At 67.3% G+C, this 17973-nt stretch carries 19 protein-coding genes; 14 read left to right on the forward strand and 5 right to left on the reverse strand.

Going from position 1 to position 17973, the window contains the following annotated elements; translation table 11 throughout:
* Nucleotides 1-73 precede the first annotated feature (73 nt).
* The 7 genes from N5I32_RS00715 to N5I32_RS00745 all read left to right on the forward strand — a co-directional run bounded on the left by N5I32_RS00715 (nt 74) and on the right by N5I32_RS00745 (nt 5322).
* Nucleotides 74-766: a phosphatidylserine decarboxylase gene (locus tag N5I32_RS00715; RefSeq protein WP_261493477.1), complete on the forward strand. Its 693-nt coding sequence runs from the start codon at nt 74-76 to the stop codon at nt 764-766.
* Between the two features lie 4 nt (nt 767-770).
* Nucleotides 771-1523, forward strand: a complete 753-nt coding sequence (gene pssA, locus N5I32_RS00720) for a CDP-diacylglycerol--serine O-phosphatidyltransferase (protein ID WP_261493478.1) — start codon at nt 771-773, stop codon at nt 1521-1523.
* A 62-nt stretch (nt 1524-1585) separates the two neighbouring features.
* On the forward strand, nt 1586-2575 hold the full coding sequence (locus tag N5I32_RS00725) for a Gfo/Idh/MocA family protein (protein WP_261493479.1): 990 nt from the start codon (nt 1586-1588) through the stop codon (nt 2573-2575).
* 67 nt (nt 2576-2642) lie between these two features.
* Nucleotides 2643-3086 (forward strand): host attachment protein, encoded by a 444-nt coding sequence (locus N5I32_RS00730; protein WP_261493480.1) that lies wholly within the window; start codon nt 2643-2645, stop codon nt 3084-3086.
* 56 nt (nt 3087-3142) lie between these two features.
* Nucleotides 3143-4102, forward strand: a complete 960-nt coding sequence (locus N5I32_RS00735) for a capsular polysaccharide export protein, LipB/KpsS family (protein WP_261493481.1) — start codon at nt 3143-3145, stop codon at nt 4100-4102.
* A 113-nt stretch (nt 4103-4215) separates the two neighbouring features.
* On the forward strand, nt 4216-4953 hold the full coding sequence (locus N5I32_RS00740; protein WP_261493482.1) for a S1C family serine protease: 738 nt from the start codon (nt 4216-4218) through the stop codon (nt 4951-4953).
* A gap of 9 nt (nt 4954-4962) precedes the next feature.
* On the forward strand, nt 4963-5322 hold the full coding sequence (locus N5I32_RS00745) for a PDZ domain-containing protein (RefSeq protein WP_261493483.1): 360 nt from the start codon (nt 4963-4965) through the stop codon (nt 5320-5322).
* Between the two features lie 48 nt (nt 5323-5370).
* On the opposite strand, the gene N5I32_RS00750 is transcribed toward N5I32_RS00745, so the two are convergent.
* On the reverse strand, nt 5371-7197 hold the full coding sequence (locus tag N5I32_RS00750; protein ID WP_261493484.1) for a M3 family oligoendopeptidase: 1827 nt from the start codon (nt 7195-7197) through the stop codon (nt 5371-5373).
* Between the two features lie 143 nt (nt 7198-7340).
* Between N5I32_RS00750 and N5I32_RS00755 the strand changes: the two genes are divergently transcribed.
* On the forward strand, nt 7341-8072 hold the full coding sequence (locus N5I32_RS00755; protein WP_261493485.1) for an Ntn hydrolase family protein: 732 nt from the start codon (nt 7341-7343) through the stop codon (nt 8070-8072).
* Between the two features lie 5 nt (nt 8073-8077).
* Here the strand turns inward: N5I32_RS00755 and N5I32_RS00760 are convergent, their stop codons facing one another.
* Nucleotides 8078-9013: an alpha/beta fold hydrolase gene (locus N5I32_RS00760; protein ID WP_261493486.1), complete on the reverse strand. Its 936-nt coding sequence runs from the start codon at nt 9011-9013 to the stop codon at nt 8078-8080.
* Nucleotides 9014-9029: 16 nt separating this feature from the next.
* Nucleotides 9030-9317 carry an SCP2 sterol-binding domain-containing protein gene (locus tag N5I32_RS00765; RefSeq protein ID WP_261493487.1) on the reverse strand — a complete coding sequence of 96 codons (288 nt, stop codon included), beginning with the start codon at nt 9315-9317 and terminating at the stop codon, nt 9030-9032.
* A 157-nt stretch (nt 9318-9474) separates the two neighbouring features.
* Between N5I32_RS00765 and N5I32_RS00770 the strand changes: the two genes are divergently transcribed.
* The 5 genes from N5I32_RS00770 (at nt 9475) to N5I32_RS00790 (ending at nt 14329) form a co-directional block, all read left to right on the forward strand.
* On the forward strand, nt 9475-9942 hold the full coding sequence (locus N5I32_RS00770) for a tetratricopeptide repeat protein (RefSeq protein WP_261493488.1): 468 nt from the start codon (nt 9475-9477) through the stop codon (nt 9940-9942).
* Nucleotides 9943-9953: 11 nt separating this feature from the next.
* Entirely contained in the window at nt 9954-12791 is a 2838-nt protein-coding gene (locus N5I32_RS00775; RefSeq protein ID WP_261493489.1) for a helicase-related protein, read from the forward strand.
* A gap of 3 nt (nt 12792-12794) precedes the next feature.
* Nucleotides 12795-13097, forward strand: coding sequence for an RNA-binding S4 domain-containing protein (locus tag N5I32_RS00780; protein WP_369414211.1), 303 nt, complete (start codon nt 12795-12797; stop codon nt 13095-13097).
* 113 nt (nt 13098-13210) lie between these two features.
* Entirely contained in the window at nt 13211-13549 is a 339-nt protein-coding gene (fdxA, locus tag N5I32_RS00785; RefSeq protein WP_261493490.1) for a ferredoxin FdxA, read from the forward strand.
* 270 nt (nt 13550-13819) lie between these two features.
* A complete protein-coding gene (locus N5I32_RS00790; protein ID WP_261493491.1) occupies nt 13820-14329 on the forward strand; it encodes a CarD family transcriptional regulator in 510 nt (169 codons plus the stop codon).
* A 48-nt stretch (nt 14330-14377) separates the two neighbouring features.
* On the opposite strand, the gene N5I32_RS00795 is transcribed toward N5I32_RS00790, so the two are convergent.
* Both N5I32_RS00795 and N5I32_RS00800 read right to left on the reverse strand, forming a co-directional pair.
* On the reverse strand, nt 14378-16255 hold the full coding sequence (locus tag N5I32_RS00795) for a cation:proton antiporter domain-containing protein (protein ID WP_261493492.1): 1878 nt from the start codon (nt 16253-16255) through the stop codon (nt 14378-14380).
* A gap of 7 nt (nt 16256-16262) precedes the next feature.
* Nucleotides 16263-16736 (reverse strand): Lrp/AsnC family transcriptional regulator, encoded by a 474-nt coding sequence (locus tag N5I32_RS00800; RefSeq protein ID WP_261493493.1) that lies wholly within the window; start codon nt 16734-16736, stop codon nt 16263-16265.
* Between the two features lie 118 nt (nt 16737-16854).
* Here N5I32_RS00800 and hppD point away from each other — a divergent pair, with 118 nt between their 5' ends.
* Nucleotides 16855-17949: a 4-hydroxyphenylpyruvate dioxygenase gene (gene hppD / locus N5I32_RS00805; protein ID WP_261493494.1), complete on the forward strand. Its 1095-nt coding sequence runs from the start codon at nt 16855-16857 to the stop codon at nt 17947-17949.
* Nucleotides 17950-17973 lie beyond the last annotated feature (24 nt).

The raw sequence follows: 17973 nt of genomic DNA on the forward strand, positions 1-17973 counted from the left end.
CGCGACCCCGCGGTTGACATCGCCCGCGCTGCGGGTATGCACCTTTGGGCAGGAACCGACGCGGAGAGCCAAGATGACGATGATCGGCACGGTGATCAAACCGATGCACCCCGAGGGGCGCAAGTTCGTCGCCGCCTTCGCAGCCGCCACGGTCGTGCTGTGGCTGATCTGGCAACCGCTGGGCTGGATCGGGCTCGGCCTGACCGTCTGGTGCTACTACTTCTTCCGCGACCCCGTCCGCGTCGTGCCGCTCAGTGAGGGGCTGGTGGTCAGCCCCGCCGACGGCGTCGTGTCGCTGATCGAGCCGGCGGTGCCGCCGGCCGAACTTGGGTTGCCCGCGGTGCCGCTCCTGCGGGTGTCGGTCTTCATGAACGTGTTCAACTGCCATGTGAACCGCGCGCCGGTGCCGGGCACCGTCTCGGCCGTGGCCTACCGGCCGGGCAAGTTCCTCAACGCCTCGCTCGACAAGGCGAGCGAGGACAACGAACGGATGAGCCTTGCGATCGAGATGGCGGACGGCCGCACCGTTGCCTTCGTGCAGATCGCGGGGCTGGTCGCGCGCCGCATCGTCTGCTTTGTCGAGAAGGGGCGGCGGCTGGACGTGGGCGAACGTTTCGGGCTGATCCGCTTCGGATCGCGCGTGGACGTCTACTTGCCGGAGGGGGTGGAGCCGCTGGTGGCGCTGGGCCAGACCATGATTGCGGGGGAAACGGTGATCGCCGACCTGACCGGCGCCGCGCGCCCCGGCGGCCAGCGGCGGGACTGAGCGCATGGCCCGCGCGCCCCGGTCGCAGAAGACCGAACTGCCGCTGTTCCAGCTGATCCCGAACCTCGTGACGCTGACGGCGATCTGCGCGGGGCTGACCGCGATCCGCTTTGCCTTCCAGGGCAGCATCGAATACGCGGTCGCGCTGATCGTGCTGGCCGCGGTGCTGGACGGGATCGACGGCCGCCTGGCCCGCGCGCTGAAAAGCGAAAGCGACCTCGGGGCGGAACTGGATTCGCTGGCCGATTTCCTCAACTTCGGCGTTGCCCCGGCGCTGACGCTCTACGCCTGGACGCTGAGCGAGCCGCGCGGCGCCGGCTGGATCGCGGTTCTCGTCTACGCCATCTGCTGCGTCATGCGGCTGGCGCGCTTCAACGTCGGGATCAAGACCGCCGAGGGCGGCGACAAGCGGTTCTTCACCGGGGTGCCCGCGCCGGCCGGGGCGCTTCTGGTGCTGTTCCCGATCTTCGCCACCAAGGCCGTCCCCGGCTGGCCGGTCATCCCGCGAGAGGCGATCAGCGCCTACATGTTCGTCGTCGCCGGGCTGATGATCAGCCGCCTGCCGACCCCCTCGCTCAAGGCGGCGAAGGTCCGGGCGGATCACGCGCGCTACGTCCTTGTCGCCGTCATCGCGGTCTTCGCCGCGCTGGTGACCTACCCCTGGGTCACGCTGTTCACGCTCGATGTCCTTTATCTCGCGGGCCTTGTCGTCGCGTTCTGGCAGTGGCGACAGGGGCGCGGCACCGGCGCCGGCTAGGGCGGCGATTGCGCTAACGGTCAAAGCCGCCTAACCTGCCGCCGGGTTCAGCGGAGGCGGTCATGAAAACGGTCAACTGGGGTATCCTCGGCGCGGCGAAATTCGCGCGCGAGCACATGGCGCGCGCCATCCATGAGGCCGAGGGCGCGCGCCTTCTGGCGCTCGCCACCTCCGACCCCGCGAAGGCCGAGGGGTTTCGCGCCTTCTGCCCCGACCTGAAGGTGCACGCGAGCTATGAGGCGCTTCTGGCCGACCCCGGGGTGGACGCGGTCTACATCCCGCTGCCCAATCACCTGCACGTCGAATGGACCCGGAAGGCGATGGAGGCGGGCAAGCATGTGCTGACCGAAAAGCCGATCGCGCTTCGCGCGGCCGAGATCGACCCGCTGATCGCGCTGCGCGACCGGACCGGTCTTTTTGCGACCGAGGCCTACATGATCGTCCATCATCCGCAGTGGCAGCGGACGCAGCAACTGGTGGCCGAGGGCGCGATCGGGCGCATCCTGCACGCCGACGCCGCCTTCAGCTACGACAACCGCGCCGACCCCGGCAACATCCGCAACCGCCCCGAAACCGGCGGCGGCTCGATCCCCGACATCGGCGTCTACGCCTATGGTTCGGTCCGCTGGGTGACGGGGGGGGAGCCGGTGGCGCTGCGGTCACGCATCGTGCGGGAAAACGGCGTCGACGTCTTCGCGCAGGTTGTCGCAGACATGGAGGGTCCCGGCGGCCGCTTCACCTACACGGCGATGACCTCGATGCGCCTGCCCGCCCGGCAGGAGGTGGTCTTCCAGGGCGAGGCGGGCCTGATCCGCCTGACCGCGCCCTTCAACGCCGGCCTTTTCGGCGAGGCGCGGGTGCACATGTTTCGCCCCGGCCAGCCCGATCACGTCGAACGCTTCCCCGGCGCGCGCCAGTACCGCAACCAGGTCGAGGCGTTCGGGCGCCGCATCCGCGACGGCGCCGCCTATCCCTGGTCGCTCGAGGATGCGCGGGGGACGCAGGCGATGATCGACCGGGTATTCGAGGGCGAAATGACGCTCGGGTATTGAGGCGGATCAAGGTTGCCGCCGGGTCAAGGCTGTATCATTCTTTTCGGTAGCAGTGGGGAGAATGGCCATGAGACCTGTTCGCACGCTTGTCGTCGTCGCCGATGACGAGAACGCGCGCTTCGTCCTGAACGAAGGCGTGGGCAAGGGGTTGAGCGAGTGCGCGGTGCTGTCCGTCGCACAGTTCGCAGAGGATACGATCACCTACGACGACCGGCCCGGCCGGGGTTCCGGCGGAGCCGCGGGACGGCACGGCTACGAAGCCGGCGCCACCGCCGACGAGATGGGGCGCGACCGCTTCGCCCGGCACTTGTCGGAGGCGTTGGAGCAGGAGTGGCGCGAGCTTTCGCCCGACCGGCTGATCCTCGTCGCGCCGCCGAAGATGCTGGGCGTGCTGAGAACCAGGATCGGTTCGGGCCCGCGCGCGGCGGTGTCTGCCGAACTGGCCAAGGATCTGGTCAAGGTGCCGCTTGCCGATCTGGCAGGGCATCTGGAAAGCGTTCTGGTCGCCTGAACGGCGGGGCTGCGGGCGCGCGTTGATCGTGGCGCGTTTCCTGCTAGTGTCGCGGCATGTCGAGGCCAGGTATTGTTCTTCACCTTCCGGTTGCGCTCCTTCTCGGACAGGAACACATCGCGCCCTATTTCCACAAGCTGCGCGAGGGGCTTGAGGCGCGGCGTCTGCGCGTGCGCGTCGACGCCCTCGAACGGCAGGGCTTCCTGGACCGGATCGCCGGCGACGAGGATTTCCACATCGTCAACCACGGCGATTTTCGCCATCCGCGCGTGCTCAACACCGCCTCGGCCTATATCGCGCCGTTCTGGTATCTGGATCCGCAAGGCGTGCGCCGGCACTCCTCGATCGGGGCGAAGGCCTTCGATCCCGCCACCGTCGACCCCGTCGCGGCGCAGGCGTTCTTCAACGGGCTTCGCCGCCGCCGGATCGGGGAAAGGGTGTCGCGCTATCCGCAGCCCGGCGCGGCGGAGGCATTCCCGAAGGGCGCCATCGCCGTATTCCTGCAGAAGGGCGATGCCGACGCCGGCGCCCATGTCGGACGCGCCGCGATGATCGACGCGCTGCTGGCGCGCCACGATACCTCGCCCATCCTGATCAAGCCGCATCCGCGCGACGACAGCCCGGAGACGGCGGCGCTGGTCAACCGGGCCGCAGGCGACCCGCGCGTGCAGGTGACGCAGGCCAATATCCACGACATCCTGTCCGCCGCGCGCGTAACGGTCACGATCAACTCGGCCGTCGGGCTCGAAAGCCTGATGCACCGTGTTCCGTCGGTCCTGTGCGGCCCCTCCGATTTCCACCACGCGGCGGTGACGGTGCGCGAGGCGTTCGACCTCGACGCCGCCATCGCCCGGGCGCGGCTTACCCCATGGCCCTTCGCAGCCTACCTTTACTGGTTCCTCAAGCTCAACTGCGTGAACGCGGGCGCCCCCGACATGATCGACGACGTCCTCGCCCGCATCGCCGCGACGGGGTATGACGTCGGCCGCCTCTCGCCGGGCGGGGTGCGGGCCTGAGATTGGGGACCGCGCCGGACGCGGACCGTCGGGCCACCTGATTTGACGTCGATCAAGGACGCTTGCCCGCTTTGCGAGTGATAAAAGCCAAGGGTTTGCGGGGGGATCTGCTCATGTCGGGAAATCCAGCGATCTGTCTTGCCTTGGCGCTGGCTCTGGCCGGGTTTCAGGGCGCTGCGGCTTCTGCCGAGGCGTCGCACTGTGGTCTTTCGGCGCAAGAGGTCTATGAACGCGCAGCACCTTCGGTCGTTGAGGTGTTTTCGTTGACGATAGACCGGTTTCGCGTCGCGGGGCGCGTTCTGCCGAGTTTCGGGTCCGGCTTCTATCTGCAGGACGGCAGGGTTGCGACCAACTATCACGTCGTCGCCGATGCCCAGAACGTCATCATCTATGATGAAGAAGGCGCCTGGGATGCGATGGTGGTGGGCAGCGACCCGCTTCTGGATATCGCGCTGCTTGAGCGGGCTTTCGCCCCGGACGAAAGGCAGGGCCTCGAGATCGTCGGGGCGGACATGCTCAGCGTCGGTCAGCAGGCGTTCACCATCGGGTTCCCGCTTGGCCTCGGCAAGAGCATCTCCGAGGGCATCGTCGCCGGCACCGGACGCGTCATTCCGCGGACAACCTGGGATTGGCTGAGCCCGATGATCCAGACCGACGCGGCGGTCAACCCCGGAAACTCGGGCGGGCCGCTTCTTGACGATTGCGGTCGCGTTCTGGGCATGGTCAGCCGATCCATACACGGCGAGACGGCGGACAACGTGGGCTTTGCTATCCCCGGAGAGGTTCTTGCCCCGGTGCTGGGCGAACTTGCCGAAAACGGTGCGGTTGCGCGCGCTTGGCACGGGCTTTAGGGCAAGATGGTGACGCCACCCATCCTCATGATCCTCGGGGTGCCGTTCGAGCAGTGGATCGACAGTTCGGGCTTCCTCGTCGAAACGGTCGAACCCGGAAGCGCCGCGGATCGCGCCGGTCTGCAAGGCGGCGATTGGCCGGTGATCTGGGGCGGGACGCAATACCTTATCGGCGGTGACATCATCACCCACGTCGATGGCGTCCGCGTCACGGACCTGGCCTCGACCCTGCAACTGGTCAGGGGCCTGACGGTCGGACAGGAGGTGACGGTGACATGGCAGCGCGAGGGTGAGCAGATGGAGGCGACTGTCGTGCTTCAGGAACGGCCGACACTTCCCGCGGACCTGGAGCAATACCGGCTGAGGTAAGTGTCCGCCACGTGGCGGATGTGCCGGGCGCCGCCGCCCGGCCAGGTCTCACCCTTCCATCGCCTCCAGCTCGTCGATCATTCCGGCGATCATGCTCAGGCCCTTGTCCCAGAACTTCGGGTCGCTGGCATCCAGACCGAAGGGGGCCAGCAACTCCTTGTGGTGCTTGGACCCGCCTGCCTTCAGCATGTCGAAATACTTCGCCTGGAAGTCCGGCAACCCTTCCTCGTAGACCGCATAAAGCGCGTTCACCAACCCGTCGCCGAAGGCATAGGCGTAGACGTAGAAGGGCGAATGGACGAAGTGCGGGATGTAGGCCCAGAACGTCTCATAGCCGTCCATGAACTCGAACGCGTCGCCCAGGCTTTCGCCCTGCACGCTCATCCAGAGCCGGCCGATGTCCTCGGGCGTCAGCTCGCCCTCGCGCCGGGCGGCATGCAGCTTGCATTCGAAGTCGTAGAAGGCGATCTGGCGGACGACCGTGTTGATCATGTCCTCGACCTTGCCGGCCAGCAGCACCTTGCGCTCGGCAGGCATCTTCGCCTGCGCCAGCAGCTTGCGGAACGTCAGCATCTCGCCGAAGACGCTTGCGGTTTCGGCGACCGTCAGGGGGGTGGAGGCCAGCATCTCGCCCTGCGGCGCGGCGAGCCGCTGATGGACGCCGTGGCCAAGCTCGTGCGCCAGCGTCATCACGTCGCGCGGCTTGCCGAGGTAGTTGAGCATCACGTAGGGATGCACCTCGGTCACGGTCGGGTGGGCGAAGGCGCCGGGCGCCTTGCCGGGCTTCACGCCCGCGTCGATCCAGCCCCGGTCGAAGAAGGGCTCGGCCAGCTTGGCCATCTCGGGCGCGAAGCCCGCATAGGCCTGCATCACCGTTTCCCGCGCCTCGTCCCAGCCGACGATCTTCTTTTCCTCGATCGGCAGGGGGGCGTTGCGGTCCCAGACCTGGAGCTTTTCCAGCCCCATCCACTTCGCCTTGAGGCGATAGTAGCGGTGCGAAAGCTTCGGATAGGCGGCGACCACGGCATTCCTCAGCGCCTCGACCACCTCGGGTTCGACATGGTTCGACAGGTGCCGGGCATGCTGCGCGCTGGGCATCTTGCGCCAGCGGTCCTCGATCTCCTTGTCCTTCGCCAGCGTGTTGTGGACGCGGGCGAACAGCTTGACGTTGCGGCCGAACACCTCGGCCAACGCGCGTGCGCCGGCCTCGCGCCGGGGGCGCTCCTGCTCGGACAGAAGGTTCAGCGTCGCCTCGAGGTTCAGCGGCTCCGCCGTCCCCTCGGGCGTGAAGGTCAGCCCCGCCAGCGTCTCGTCGAAAAGCTTGTTCCAGGCCGAGGCGCCGACCGACGACTGGTCGTGCAGGAACCGCTCCAGCTCGTCCGAGAGCTGATGCGGCTTCATCGCGCGCATGCGGTCGAAGACCGGCTTGTAGCGCGCGATCTCGGGCGAGGCGGCGAAGACCTCGGCGTAGCGCGCGTCTTCGATCCGGTTGAACTCGAGGCTGAAGAACACCAGCGGCGTGGTCATCGTGGTGATGCGGTCCTGGCAGTCCGACATGAACTTGGCACGGCCCGCGTCCACGGTGTTCTGGTAATAACGCAGCCCCGCATAGGACATGAGCCGACCCGCGACCGCCTCGATCCGCTCGTAACGTCGGATGCAGTCGAGCATGGCAGCACCGTCGAGCGTGGCCAGCTTGCCCTCGTAATCGGCCGCGAAAACGGCGCAGGCCCCCTCAAGCCAGTCCAGGTCGCGCTTCACCTCGGGCGCGTCGGGGGCGGCGTAAAGATCGCTCAGGTCCCATTCCGGCAGGTCGCCCAGCCCTCCGGCGGCGGCGTTGGCGTCGAAGACGGGGCGGGGCAGGCGGATCGGCATCGGTCTCTCCTTCGGTCATCGCGCCCCGACAATGATCATCCGCACCGGCAACCGCAAGGGCGGGCAGGAGATTTCCGCACCCCGGTTGCGGCCCGGCGGCCGCCGCCCTAGTGTGGCGCGTCCGGACGAAAGGGGGGGCGAACATGACCTATGCGGTGGGGTTGTTGCTGAACGAGGGCATGGTGCTTCTGTCCGACACCCGCACCAACGCCGGGATCGATCACATCTCCTCCTACCGCAAGATGTTCCGCTTCGAGGTGCCGGACGAACGCGTGATCGTCATCCTTACAGCGGGCAGCCTGTCGGTGACGCAGGCCACCATCGCGCGCCTGCAGGAGGCGATCGAGGACCCCGAGGCGACGGCCGACACCTCGATCCTGCTGGCCCCCTCGCTCCTCAAGGTGGCGGAGATGATCGGCGCCACGCTCTGGTCCGTGCGCGAGGCGATGGACCGCCGGCTTCACACCAACGGCAGCTTCGGGCAGGCCTCGATGATCGTCGCGGGCCAGCGGCGGGGCGGGGTGATGCGGATGTTCCTGATCTATCCCGAAGGCAACTTCATCGAGGCGACCGAGGACACGCCCTTTCTCCAGATCGGCGAACACAAGTACGGCAAGCCCATCCTCGACCGGATCGTGCGGCCCGAAACCTCGCTTGCCGACGGGCAGAAGGCGGTGCTGCTGTCGATGGACTCGACGCTCCGGTCCAACCTTTCGGTGGGGATGCCGCTCGACCTTGCCATCATCGAGCGCGACGCCTGCCGCGTCAGCCATGTGCGCCGGATCGAGGCGGGCGACGACGATTTCCGCGCCATGAGCGAGGCGTGGTCGGCCGCGCTGCGCGAAGGCTTCACCAAGATCGTGCTTCTGCCCTGAGCCCGTCAGCCGCCGCTCTCGGCGAAAAGCGCCAGCGCGCGGTCAAGGAAGGTGTCGCGCACCTCGGGCAGTTCCATCAGGATCTCGTGCTCCGCGCCCGAAAAGAGATCGAGCCGCCCGCCCGGCCAGGTGCCCATCAGCGAATCGATTGCCACCGGGTCGACGATCCGTTCCCGCGTGCCGACGGCGGCGTAGCAGGGAACGGCGGGGGCCGGCCGGGCGCGCAGCAGCCGGGTTTCGGCCAGCGCCTCGTTCAGCCAGTGCAGCGACGGCCCGCCCAGGCCCAGTTCGGGATGCGTCCGCGCCTGGGTGCGCATGAATTCCCACATCGTCCGGTCGCGGGTGAGGAAATTGTCCTCGAACGGCGCCGCCAGCACATAGGCCGCGGACGAGGTGCCGGGCGCATAGCGGTGGCCCTGCCGGACGGTGCGCGCGGCCGTGGTCAGCGCCCAGGCCGTGGGTCGGAGCGCGGGGTGGATTCGGATGCCCCACATCGGCGCGGTCAGCGCCGCCGAACGCACCGGCAGGCCCGCGTGCAGCGCCCTGAGGCCGATGCAACCGCCCATGGAATGGGCGAGAAGGTGGTAGGGCCCCGGTGCATCGAGGGTCGCGGCCAGATGGAGCAGCGCCGCCACGTCCGACTGATAGTCCACGAATTCATGGACATGCCCGCTCATCGGGTCGGCGATGATCCGGTCCGACAGGCCCTGTCCGCGCCAGTCGATGACAAGGCAGGCATGGCCCGCCGCCGTCAGGCGCGCGATCGCGGGCCCGTATTTCTCGATGTATTCGGTGCGGCCGGGAAAGATCAGCACCGTCCCCTTCGCGCCGCCCGCCCAGTAGGCCAGGCGCAGGCGGACTCCGTCCTGCGCCCGGGTCCAGACCGTCCGCGCCCCCTCAGGCGCGCGGGCGACATCGGCAAAAAGCGGTGCGGCCTCCATCCTCGGGCCCCTTTCTTCAGGCCAGTGCGGCGCCCAGCTGCATGGCAAGGCCCATGTCGCCATCGACCGACAGCTTGCCGGTCATGAAGGCGGCGGTCGGATTCACGTCGCCGGCCAGCATCCCCCGGAATGTCTCGGCGCTGGCGGTCAGGGTGACGTCGGCGGCCTCGTCGCCCGCGCGGGCGCCGGTGCCGTCGACCATGATCGCGCCCTCACCCTCGATCACGAACTTCGCGACGCCCGAAAAGCCGCCGCCCAGCTTGCCGTTCAGCGCCTCGACCGCGGCGTTGATTACTTCGCTCATCCGTTCCTCCAATTGTGACTGCCGGGGCACTCGATTTCCGGCGCGGTTCGATTACATTCACGTTATGCGCAATCTTCGGCCAATTCTCAAACCTATCGCTACGGCAGTTACCGTCTTGTTGATGGTCGCCGGCCCGCTTGCGGCGCAGGACGCGGACATGGACCGGCTTTATGCGGAACTCGCCGATCCCGAGAATGCCGACTGGCCGCGCGCGCAGGCCGACATCCTGCGCGAATGGTCGAAATCCGGGTCGCCGGCGATGGATCTGCTGCTTCAGCGCGGGCAGGACGCACTGGCCATTGGCGATTTCCCCGCCGCGATCGAGCATCTGACCGCGCTGATCGACCAGGCGCCCGAATTTGCCGAAGGCTGGAACGCGCGCGCCACCGCCTATTTCCACGCCGGCTACTTCGGGCCCTCGCTGGTGGACATCCAGCATGCGCTGGCCCTCAACCCGCGCCACTTCGGGGCGCTTGCCGGACTTGGCATGATCCTCGAGGCGAGCGGCAAGACGGATCAGGCACAACGCGCCTATGCGGCCTCGCTTGCTATACATCCGCACCAGGACGGGATAAGGCAGGCGCTCGACCGACTTGAGCAGGAAAGCTCGGGCACCGAGCTTTAGGAGTGGCCCAGATGAACGCGCAGGCGAGGATCGCGGCGGTCCTCGGGCCGACCAACACCGGCAAGACGCATTATGCCATCGAACGGATGCTGGCGCACCGGACCGGCGTGATCGGCCTGCCGCTGCGCCTGCTTGCGCGCGAGGTCTACGACCGCATCGTGGCGCTGCGCGGCCCGTCGGTCGTCGCCCTCGTGACCGGCGAGGAGCGCATCGTCCCCGAACGCGCGCAGTACTGGGTCTGCACGACCGAGGCGATGCCGCAGGAGATCGGCGCGGACTTCGTCGCCGTGGACGAGATCCAGCTTTGCGCCGACCCCGAGCGCGGCCACATCTTCACCGACCGCCTGCTCAGGGCGCGGGGCCTGCACGAGACGCTGCTGCTGGGATCGGAAACCATGCGCCCGGCGATCGCGGCGCTGGTGCCGAAGGCGCAGTTCCTGCGCCGCGAGCGGTTTTCGGCGCTGAGCTATACAGGTTCGAAAAAGATAAGCCGCCTGCCCGCAAGATCGGCCCTGATCAGCTTTTCTGTTGAAAATCTGTATGCCATCGCCGAACTGATCCGCCGCCAGAGGGGCGGCTGCGCGGTCGTCATGGGGGCGCTCAGCCCGCGCACCCGCAACGCCCAGGTGGCGCTTTACCAGAACGGCGACGTGGATTTCATCGTCGCCACCGACGCCATCGGCATGGGGCTGAACCTCGACATCGGCCACGTGGCCTTTTCCGCCACGGCCAAGTTCGACGGCCACCGGATGCGGTCGCTTTTCCCGCATGAGATGGGCCAGATCGCCGGTCGCGCCGGGCGCTACATGCAGCCCGGCACCTTCGGCGTCACCGGCGAGGCGCGGCCCTTCGACGAAGACCTTGTCGAGGCGCTGGAAAACCACCGCTTCCGCCCCATCGACCGTCTGCAGTGGCGCAACCCCGACCTTGACTTCGGCACCGCCGACCGACTCATCGCCGCGCTCGAGGCCGCGCCCGCGAACGAATGGCTGGTGCGCGGGCGCGAGGCGGACGACCTGCGCGCGTTCAAGGCGCTTGCCGACCTGCCCGACATCCGCCGCCGCGTGCAGGGGCCGCGCGATGTCCGGCTCCTCTGGGACGTCTGCCGCATCCCTGATTTCCGCTCCATTTCGTCGGGCGAGCATGTCTCGCTTCTCGACCGGATCTTCGGCTTCCTGCAGGACCAGGGGCATGTCCCCTCGGACTGGCTGGCCCAGCAGATCGCGCGCATCGACCGGACGCAGGGCGACATCGACACGCTGTCGAAACGCCTCGCCTATGTCCGGACATGGACCTACATCGCGCAACGCTCGGGCTGGGTCGATGATGAATCCCATTGGCGCGGCGAGACGCGCGCTGTAGAAGACCGCCTGTCGGATGCGCTGCACGGCGCGCTGACACAGCGATTTGTGGACCGGCGGACATCCGTTCTTCTCCGCCGGCTCAAGCAGAAGGAGAGCCTTGTGGCCGAGGTGAACGACAAGGGCGAGGTGACGGTCGAGGGCGAGTTCGTCGGCCGGTTGGAAGGGTTCCGTTTCCGCCAGGACGCGTCCGCCACGCCAGACGAGGCGAAGACGCTGCGACAGGCGGCCTACGAATCGCTCCGGCCCGAGTTTCATCTGCGCGCGGACCGCTTCTACAACGCGCCCGACACCGAGCTGGACTTCACCGAGCAGGGTGGCCTCATGTGGGGCACGCACGCGGTCGGCAAGCTCGTCAAGGGCGCGGACGCGATGAAGCCCCAGGTCGAGCCCTTCGTGGACGAGGAGGCGGGCTTTGACGTCGCCGAAAAGGTGCGCCGCAGGCTTCAGCATTTCATCGACCGGAAGGTGGCCACGCAGTTCGAGCCGCTTCTCAACCTCAGCCGCGACGAGGCGCTGACCGGGCTTGCCCGCGGCTTCGCCTTCCGGCTGGTCGAGAACCTGGGCGTTCTCCCGCGAGAGACCGTGGCCGAGGACGTCAAGTCGCTCGACCAGGAGGCGCGCGGTGCGTTGCGCAAGCACGGCGTTCGGTTCGGCCAGTACACGATCTTCCAGCCCGCGCTGCTGAAGCCCGCGCCGACGCGGCTGCGGCTGGTCCTGTCCTCGCTTGCCCGCGGGCTCGACGAGTTTCCCGAAAGCCCTCCGCCGGGCCTCGTGACCATCCCGAACCTGCCCGACGTGCCGAAGGACTACTACACGCTCTCGGGTTATCACCCCGCGGGCGCGCGGGCGATCCGCATCGACATGCTGGAGCGGCTGGCCGACCTCCTGCGCACGCAGGACAGCCGCGCGGGCTTCGAGGCGACGGCCGACATGCTGTCGATCACCGGCATGACGCTTGAACAGTTCGCCGACCTGATGGCGGGGCTCGGCTACAAGGGCGAGCGCGGCGAACGCGAGAAGGTGCGCACCGAGGTTGCGGCGCCCGCCGAGGGAGAGGGGGCGAACCCCATCCCAGAAGGCGAGGCGGCGATGCAGACGGTGACCGAGACCGAGGTGTTCTTCACCTTCACCTGGGCGCCGAAGCAGCGCGCCCCGCGCCACCCGCGCCCGGAACGGCGGGGCGAGCCCCGCGCGGACCAGCAGGGCGAACGCGGCCCACGTCCCGAGAAGCCCGCGCGGCATGACGGCGGCAAGGGCGGGGAACGGGGCGGAGAGCGGGGCGACAAGGACAAGTCCGCCCGCGGCGGCGACCGTCACGGCGACCGCGGCGGCAAGCCCGGCAAGGGCAAGCCGCACAACCGCGACAAGGACGCGCGGCGCGACGACAAGCCCCGCAGCTTCGAGTCCCGGCCGCAGAAGAACGACCGCATCGACCCCGACAACCCGTTTGCCGCGGCTCTCATGGGGCTGCGCGACAAGATCTGAGCGATGGCGGAGGCCGGGCGCATCCGCATCGACAAGTGGCTCTGGCAGGCGCGCTTCTTCAAGAGCCGGACGCTGGCGGCCGATCGCGTGGCCGCGGGCGCGGTGCGGGTGAACGGGCAGCGCATTTCGAAACCCGCCCATGACGTCGGCCCCGGCGACGTGCTGACGTTTGCCCAGGGCGGCGAGGTCCGTGTCGTGCGGATGATCGCCCCCGGCACCCGCCGCGGCCCGGCGGCCGAGGCGCGTCTCCTTTACGCCGATCTGGGCGAACTTCCGGCGGCCGGGGGCCCTGAAGGCGCGGACTGATTTCCCTTGCGGCGGCACTTCCGGGGAAGGGCGGTCTTTCCGGCGCGCGCGGTCTTGAATGATCCCCGGCTTGGGGCTAGGTAGCGACTGAATTCCAAGCCCGGGGTCCGGCCATGACCTATGTCGTCACCGACAACTGCATCGCCTGCAAGTACACCGACTGCGTCGAGGTCTGTCCGGTGGACTGCTTCTACGAAGGCGAGAACATGCTGGTCATCCACCCGGATGAATGCATCGATTGCGGCGTCTGCGAACCCGAATGCCCCGCCGACGCGATCCGGCCCGACACCGAGCCCGACATGGACGACTGGGTGGAGTTCAATCGCAAGTACTCGGAAATGTGGCCCGTCATCACCCAGCGCAAGGATCCCTTGCCCGAGGCCGAGGCGCGCGACGGTGAGCCGGGCAAGCGCGACAAGTACTTCTCCGAAGCGGCCGGCAGCGGCGACTGAGCCGCCGAATCAGCCAACCGATTCGAGGTTCGGGCAGGTCTGGAAGCGACAATATGACCGTCGCTTTCCGGCCTTTACCGGGTGGCATCCCCTTTTTTCGGGGGGTTTTTTCTGTTATACTGCTGTGACAATAGATCGAGGATGCCCCAAGCCCCGCAGAACACCTGATCTGCGGAGGTTTTTTTGACCGCCACAGCCACGCCCTGATCCGACCCGCCTGCCGGAACGGATTTGTCGACCGAGGCGGGATCCTTTGCGAGGAATGACTGCATGACCAAGACCAGGAAGAGCGATTTTCGGCCCGATGATTTCGTTGTCTATCCCGCGCATGGCGTGGGCCGGATCATCTCGATCGAGGAGCAGGAAATCGCGGGCCTCAAGCTCGAACTTTTCGTGATCTCGTTCGAGAAGGACAAGATGACGCTGCGCGTGCCCACGCACAAGGCGACCGAGATCGGGATGCGCCAGCTGTCGACGCCCGATGTCGTCACCAAGGCGCTCGAGACGCTGAAGGGCAAGGCGAAGGTGAAGCGGGCCATGTGGTCGCGCCGCGCCCAGGAGTACGAGCAGAAGATCAACTCCGGCGACCTTCTGTCGATCGCCGAGGTGGTGCGCGACCTGCACCGCACCGACGACCAGCGCGAACAGTCCTATTCCGAGCGTCAGCTTTACGAAGCCGCGCTTGAGCGGCTGACCCGCGAAGTTGCCGCCGTGTCCGGCGTCGACGAGGCGGGCGCGCAGAAGAAGGTGGACGACGTCCTTCTGTCGCGCGCGGCCTGATCGCAGCCTGATATTGCCCCGAACGCGGCCCCGGGCGGGCCGCGTTTTTCATTCGCTTTCGGGATGCTCCTGATCGGTCCGGCGTTCGCGCGCCTTGGCGAACTTTGCCATCAGCGTCGCTTCAAGATCGCGGTTCAAAACCTTGGCGCGGGCCACGTATTCCGGGTTCCTTTCGTTCGGCACGCCGGGTTTCCACAGTTCCGCGAGATCGCGGACCGCCTCGCGGTCGAGCTTGTAGAACAGGGCCTGAAGTTCATGCGCCTCGTATTCGGAAAGCCCCATGTTCTCAAGAACATATCGGCCCATCCTCAGGCTTGAGTCGAAGTGTTCCCGGACGATGTCGTCGGCCCCCGCGCGATACAGTTCGTAGACATGTTCGCGGTCGCGGGCGCGGGCGATGATGTGCAGGTCCGGGCGCTGCCTGCGGGCGTAGCGGACGATCTGGATGTTCGCGTCCCGGTCGTCGAGGCAGGCCACCAGGACGCGCGCGGTATCGAGCCCCGCGGCCTTGAGCAGTTCCGGCCGGGTCGGGTCGCCGACATAGCCCTTGAAGCCGAAGTGCCGCAGAAGCTGGATCGTCTTCAGGTCATGGTCGATGACCGTGGTCTTGAAGCCGGAACTGGTCACCATCCGGTTGACGACCTGCCCGTAACGCCCGACGCCGGCGATGATGATGGGTTGGTGATCGTCGATCTCGTCCGCCTTGAGCGGGGTGGTCTCGTCCGCCAGCCGGCGTCCGAGCACGTCGTAGAGGATGAAGAAGAGCGGCGTCAGCAGCATCGACAGCGCGATGACCAGAAGCAGCGTCTGCGCCAGATCCGCCCCGATGATGCGCTGCTTCAGGCTGAAGGCCACCAACACGAAGCCGAATTCCCCCGCCTGTGCCAGCCCGAGCGTGAAGAGCCAGCGGTTGCGCCCGCGGATGCGGAAGACGAGCGAGAGGAGGAAGAGGACAACGCCCTTGGCCAGCATCAGCGCGACCGTCATCCCGATGATCGTCAGCGGCTTGCCGAAGAGAACGCCGAAGTCGATCCCCGCGCCGACGGTGATGAAGAAAAGCCCCAGCAGCAGTCCCTTGAAGGGGGCGACGTCGCTTTCAAGCTCGTGCCGGAACTCGGAGTTGGCCAGGACCACGCCCGCAAGGAAGGTGCCGAGCGCGGGGGAAAGCCCGACCATCAGCATCAGCGAGGCGATGGAGGCGACGATCATCAGCGCGAAGGCCGTGTGCACCTCGCGCAGGCGGGCGGCGTGGACGTAGCGGTAGAGCGGGCGGACGAGGTAATGGCCGCCCGCGACCGTCGCCACCACCGCGCCGAGGGTGACAAGCGTCACGCCCCAGGCCGGCAGGCTTTCGATCAGGCTGATCGCGGCATGGTCCCCGCCGCTTTCGGCCTGTGCGATGGCGCGCGCGCCGGGCAGGGCCAGGAGCGGCAGAAGGGCAAGGATGGGGATGACCGCGATGTCCTGCATGAGGAGAACCGCGAAGGCATTCCGCCCGCCCGCGGTCTGCATCAGCTTCTTTTCCGAGAGCGTCTGCAACACGATCGCGGTCGAGGACAGCGACAGGGTGACCCCGACCGCTATCGCGATGCGCAGGTCGTAGTCGAAGGCCACAAGGCCCGCAGTCACCAGGACCGCGGTCAGCACGATCTGCAGGCCGCCCAGACCCAGGAGCCGACTGCGCATTGCCCAGAGCGCGCGCGGCTCAAGCTCCAGCCCGATCAGGAACAGCATCATCACCACGCCGAATTCGGCGAAGTGCTGAAGGTCCTGCGTCTCCGACCCGACAAGGCCCAGGACCGGTCCGATCAGGATGCCCGCAGCCAGGTAGCCCAGCACCGACCCGAGCCCCAGCCGCGAGGCGAAGGGGACCGCGACCACCATGGTGATCAGGTAGAGCGTGGCCTGGAACAGGAAACCTTCCATCGAACTCTCAGACAGGCAGGGGGGCGTCGGGCTTGAACTGGTCCATCACGATCTGGCTTTGCACCCGCGCCACCGACGGGTGCGTCAGCAGCACCTGATGGATGAGGCGGTTGAGCGCGGCCAGATCCTCGCAATAGACGCGCAGCAGATAGTCGGCCTCTCCGGTCAGTGTCCAGGCCGATATGACCTCGCTCCGCGTCGCGACGAGGCGGGAGAAGGCGGCGGCGGTTTCGGTCCCGTGCCGCGCCATCTGCACCTGCACGAAGGCCTGCACCGTCAGCCCCAGCCGGGCCGGGTCAAGCCGGGCGGCATAGCCGGTGATGAGCCCCTCGGATTCGAGCCGCTGCCGCCGCCGGCCGGCCTGGCTGGCCGAGAGGTTCAGCGCCTCGCCCAGTTCCTGCGCGGTCAGGTGCGCATCGCGCTGCAGGGCGGCGAGGAGACGCGAATCCGTCTCATCCAGGGAGATGCGTGAATTTTGCATTTGTTTGCACTCTAGCGCGCGGACTTCGCGCAGTCCCATGAAATTTTCATTACATACGCGCAATATTCGCGTGAATTGCGCGTTACCCTGTCGTCAGCGCGCACAGGAGGTCTGTCCCATGGGTCCATTTCCGCATTCCGCCCCGAAATCGGTGATCTCGGCGGCCAATCCCGCCGGCACCGACGGATTCGAATTCGTCGAGTTCGCCCATCCCGAGCCCGATGAGCTGCGGCAGATTTTCGCCCGCATGGGCTATGAGCTTGTCGCCCGCCACCGGACGAAGGCGATCGAGCTTTGGCAGCAGGGCGACATCACCTATGTCCTGAACGCCGAACCGGGAAGTTTCGCCGCCCGCTTCGTCGCCGAACATGGGCCCTGCGCCCCCGCGATGGGCTGGCGCGTCGTCGATGCGGACCACGCCTTCCGCCATGCCGTCGCCATGGGCGCCGAGCCCTACGAGGGCGACGACAAGACCATGAACGTGCCTGCGATCAAGGGCATTGGCGGGTCGCTGATCTATTTCATCGACCGCTACTACGAAACCTCGCCCTACAACGAGGAATTCGACTGGCTGCAGAAGTCCAAGCCCGAGGGGGTGGGGTTCTACTACCTCGACCACCTGACCCACAACGTCCACAAGGGCAACATGGACAAGTGGTTCGATTTCTACGGGCGGCTGTTCAACTTCCGCGAGATCCGCTTCTTCGACATCCAGGGCAAGTTCACCGGCCTCTATTCCCGCGCGCTGACCTCGCCCTGCGGGCGCATCCGCATCCCGATCAACGAGGATCGCGGCGAGACCGGGCAGATCGTCGAATACCTGCGCCGCTACAAGGGCGAGGGGATCCAGCATATCGCCGTCGGGACCGAGGACATCTACGCCGCAACCGATGCGATCCACGACCGCGGGCTGCGCTTCATGCCGAAACCGCCGATGAGCTACTACGAGATGAGCCACACGCGCGTTGCGGGCCACGAGGAGCCGGTCGAGCGGATGGCCAAGCACGGCGTCCTGATCGACGGCGAGGGCGTGGTGGACGGCGGCGAGACGAAGATCCTGCTCCAGATCTTCTCGAAGACGGTGATCGGCCCGATCTTCTTCGAGTTCATCCAGCGGAAGGGCGACGACGGTTTCGGCGAGGGCAACTTCAAGGCGCTTTTCGAGTCGATCGAGGCCGACCAGATCGCGCGCGGCGTCCTGAAGGCGAGCTGAGGGAGGGGGCGGGGGCAGCGCCGG

The sequence above is a fragment of the Albidovulum sediminis genome, assembly GCF_025380365.1.
In the GTDB taxonomy this organism is placed as follows: Bacteria; Pseudomonadota; Alphaproteobacteria; order Rhodobacterales; family Rhodobacteraceae; genus Albidovulum; species Albidovulum sediminis.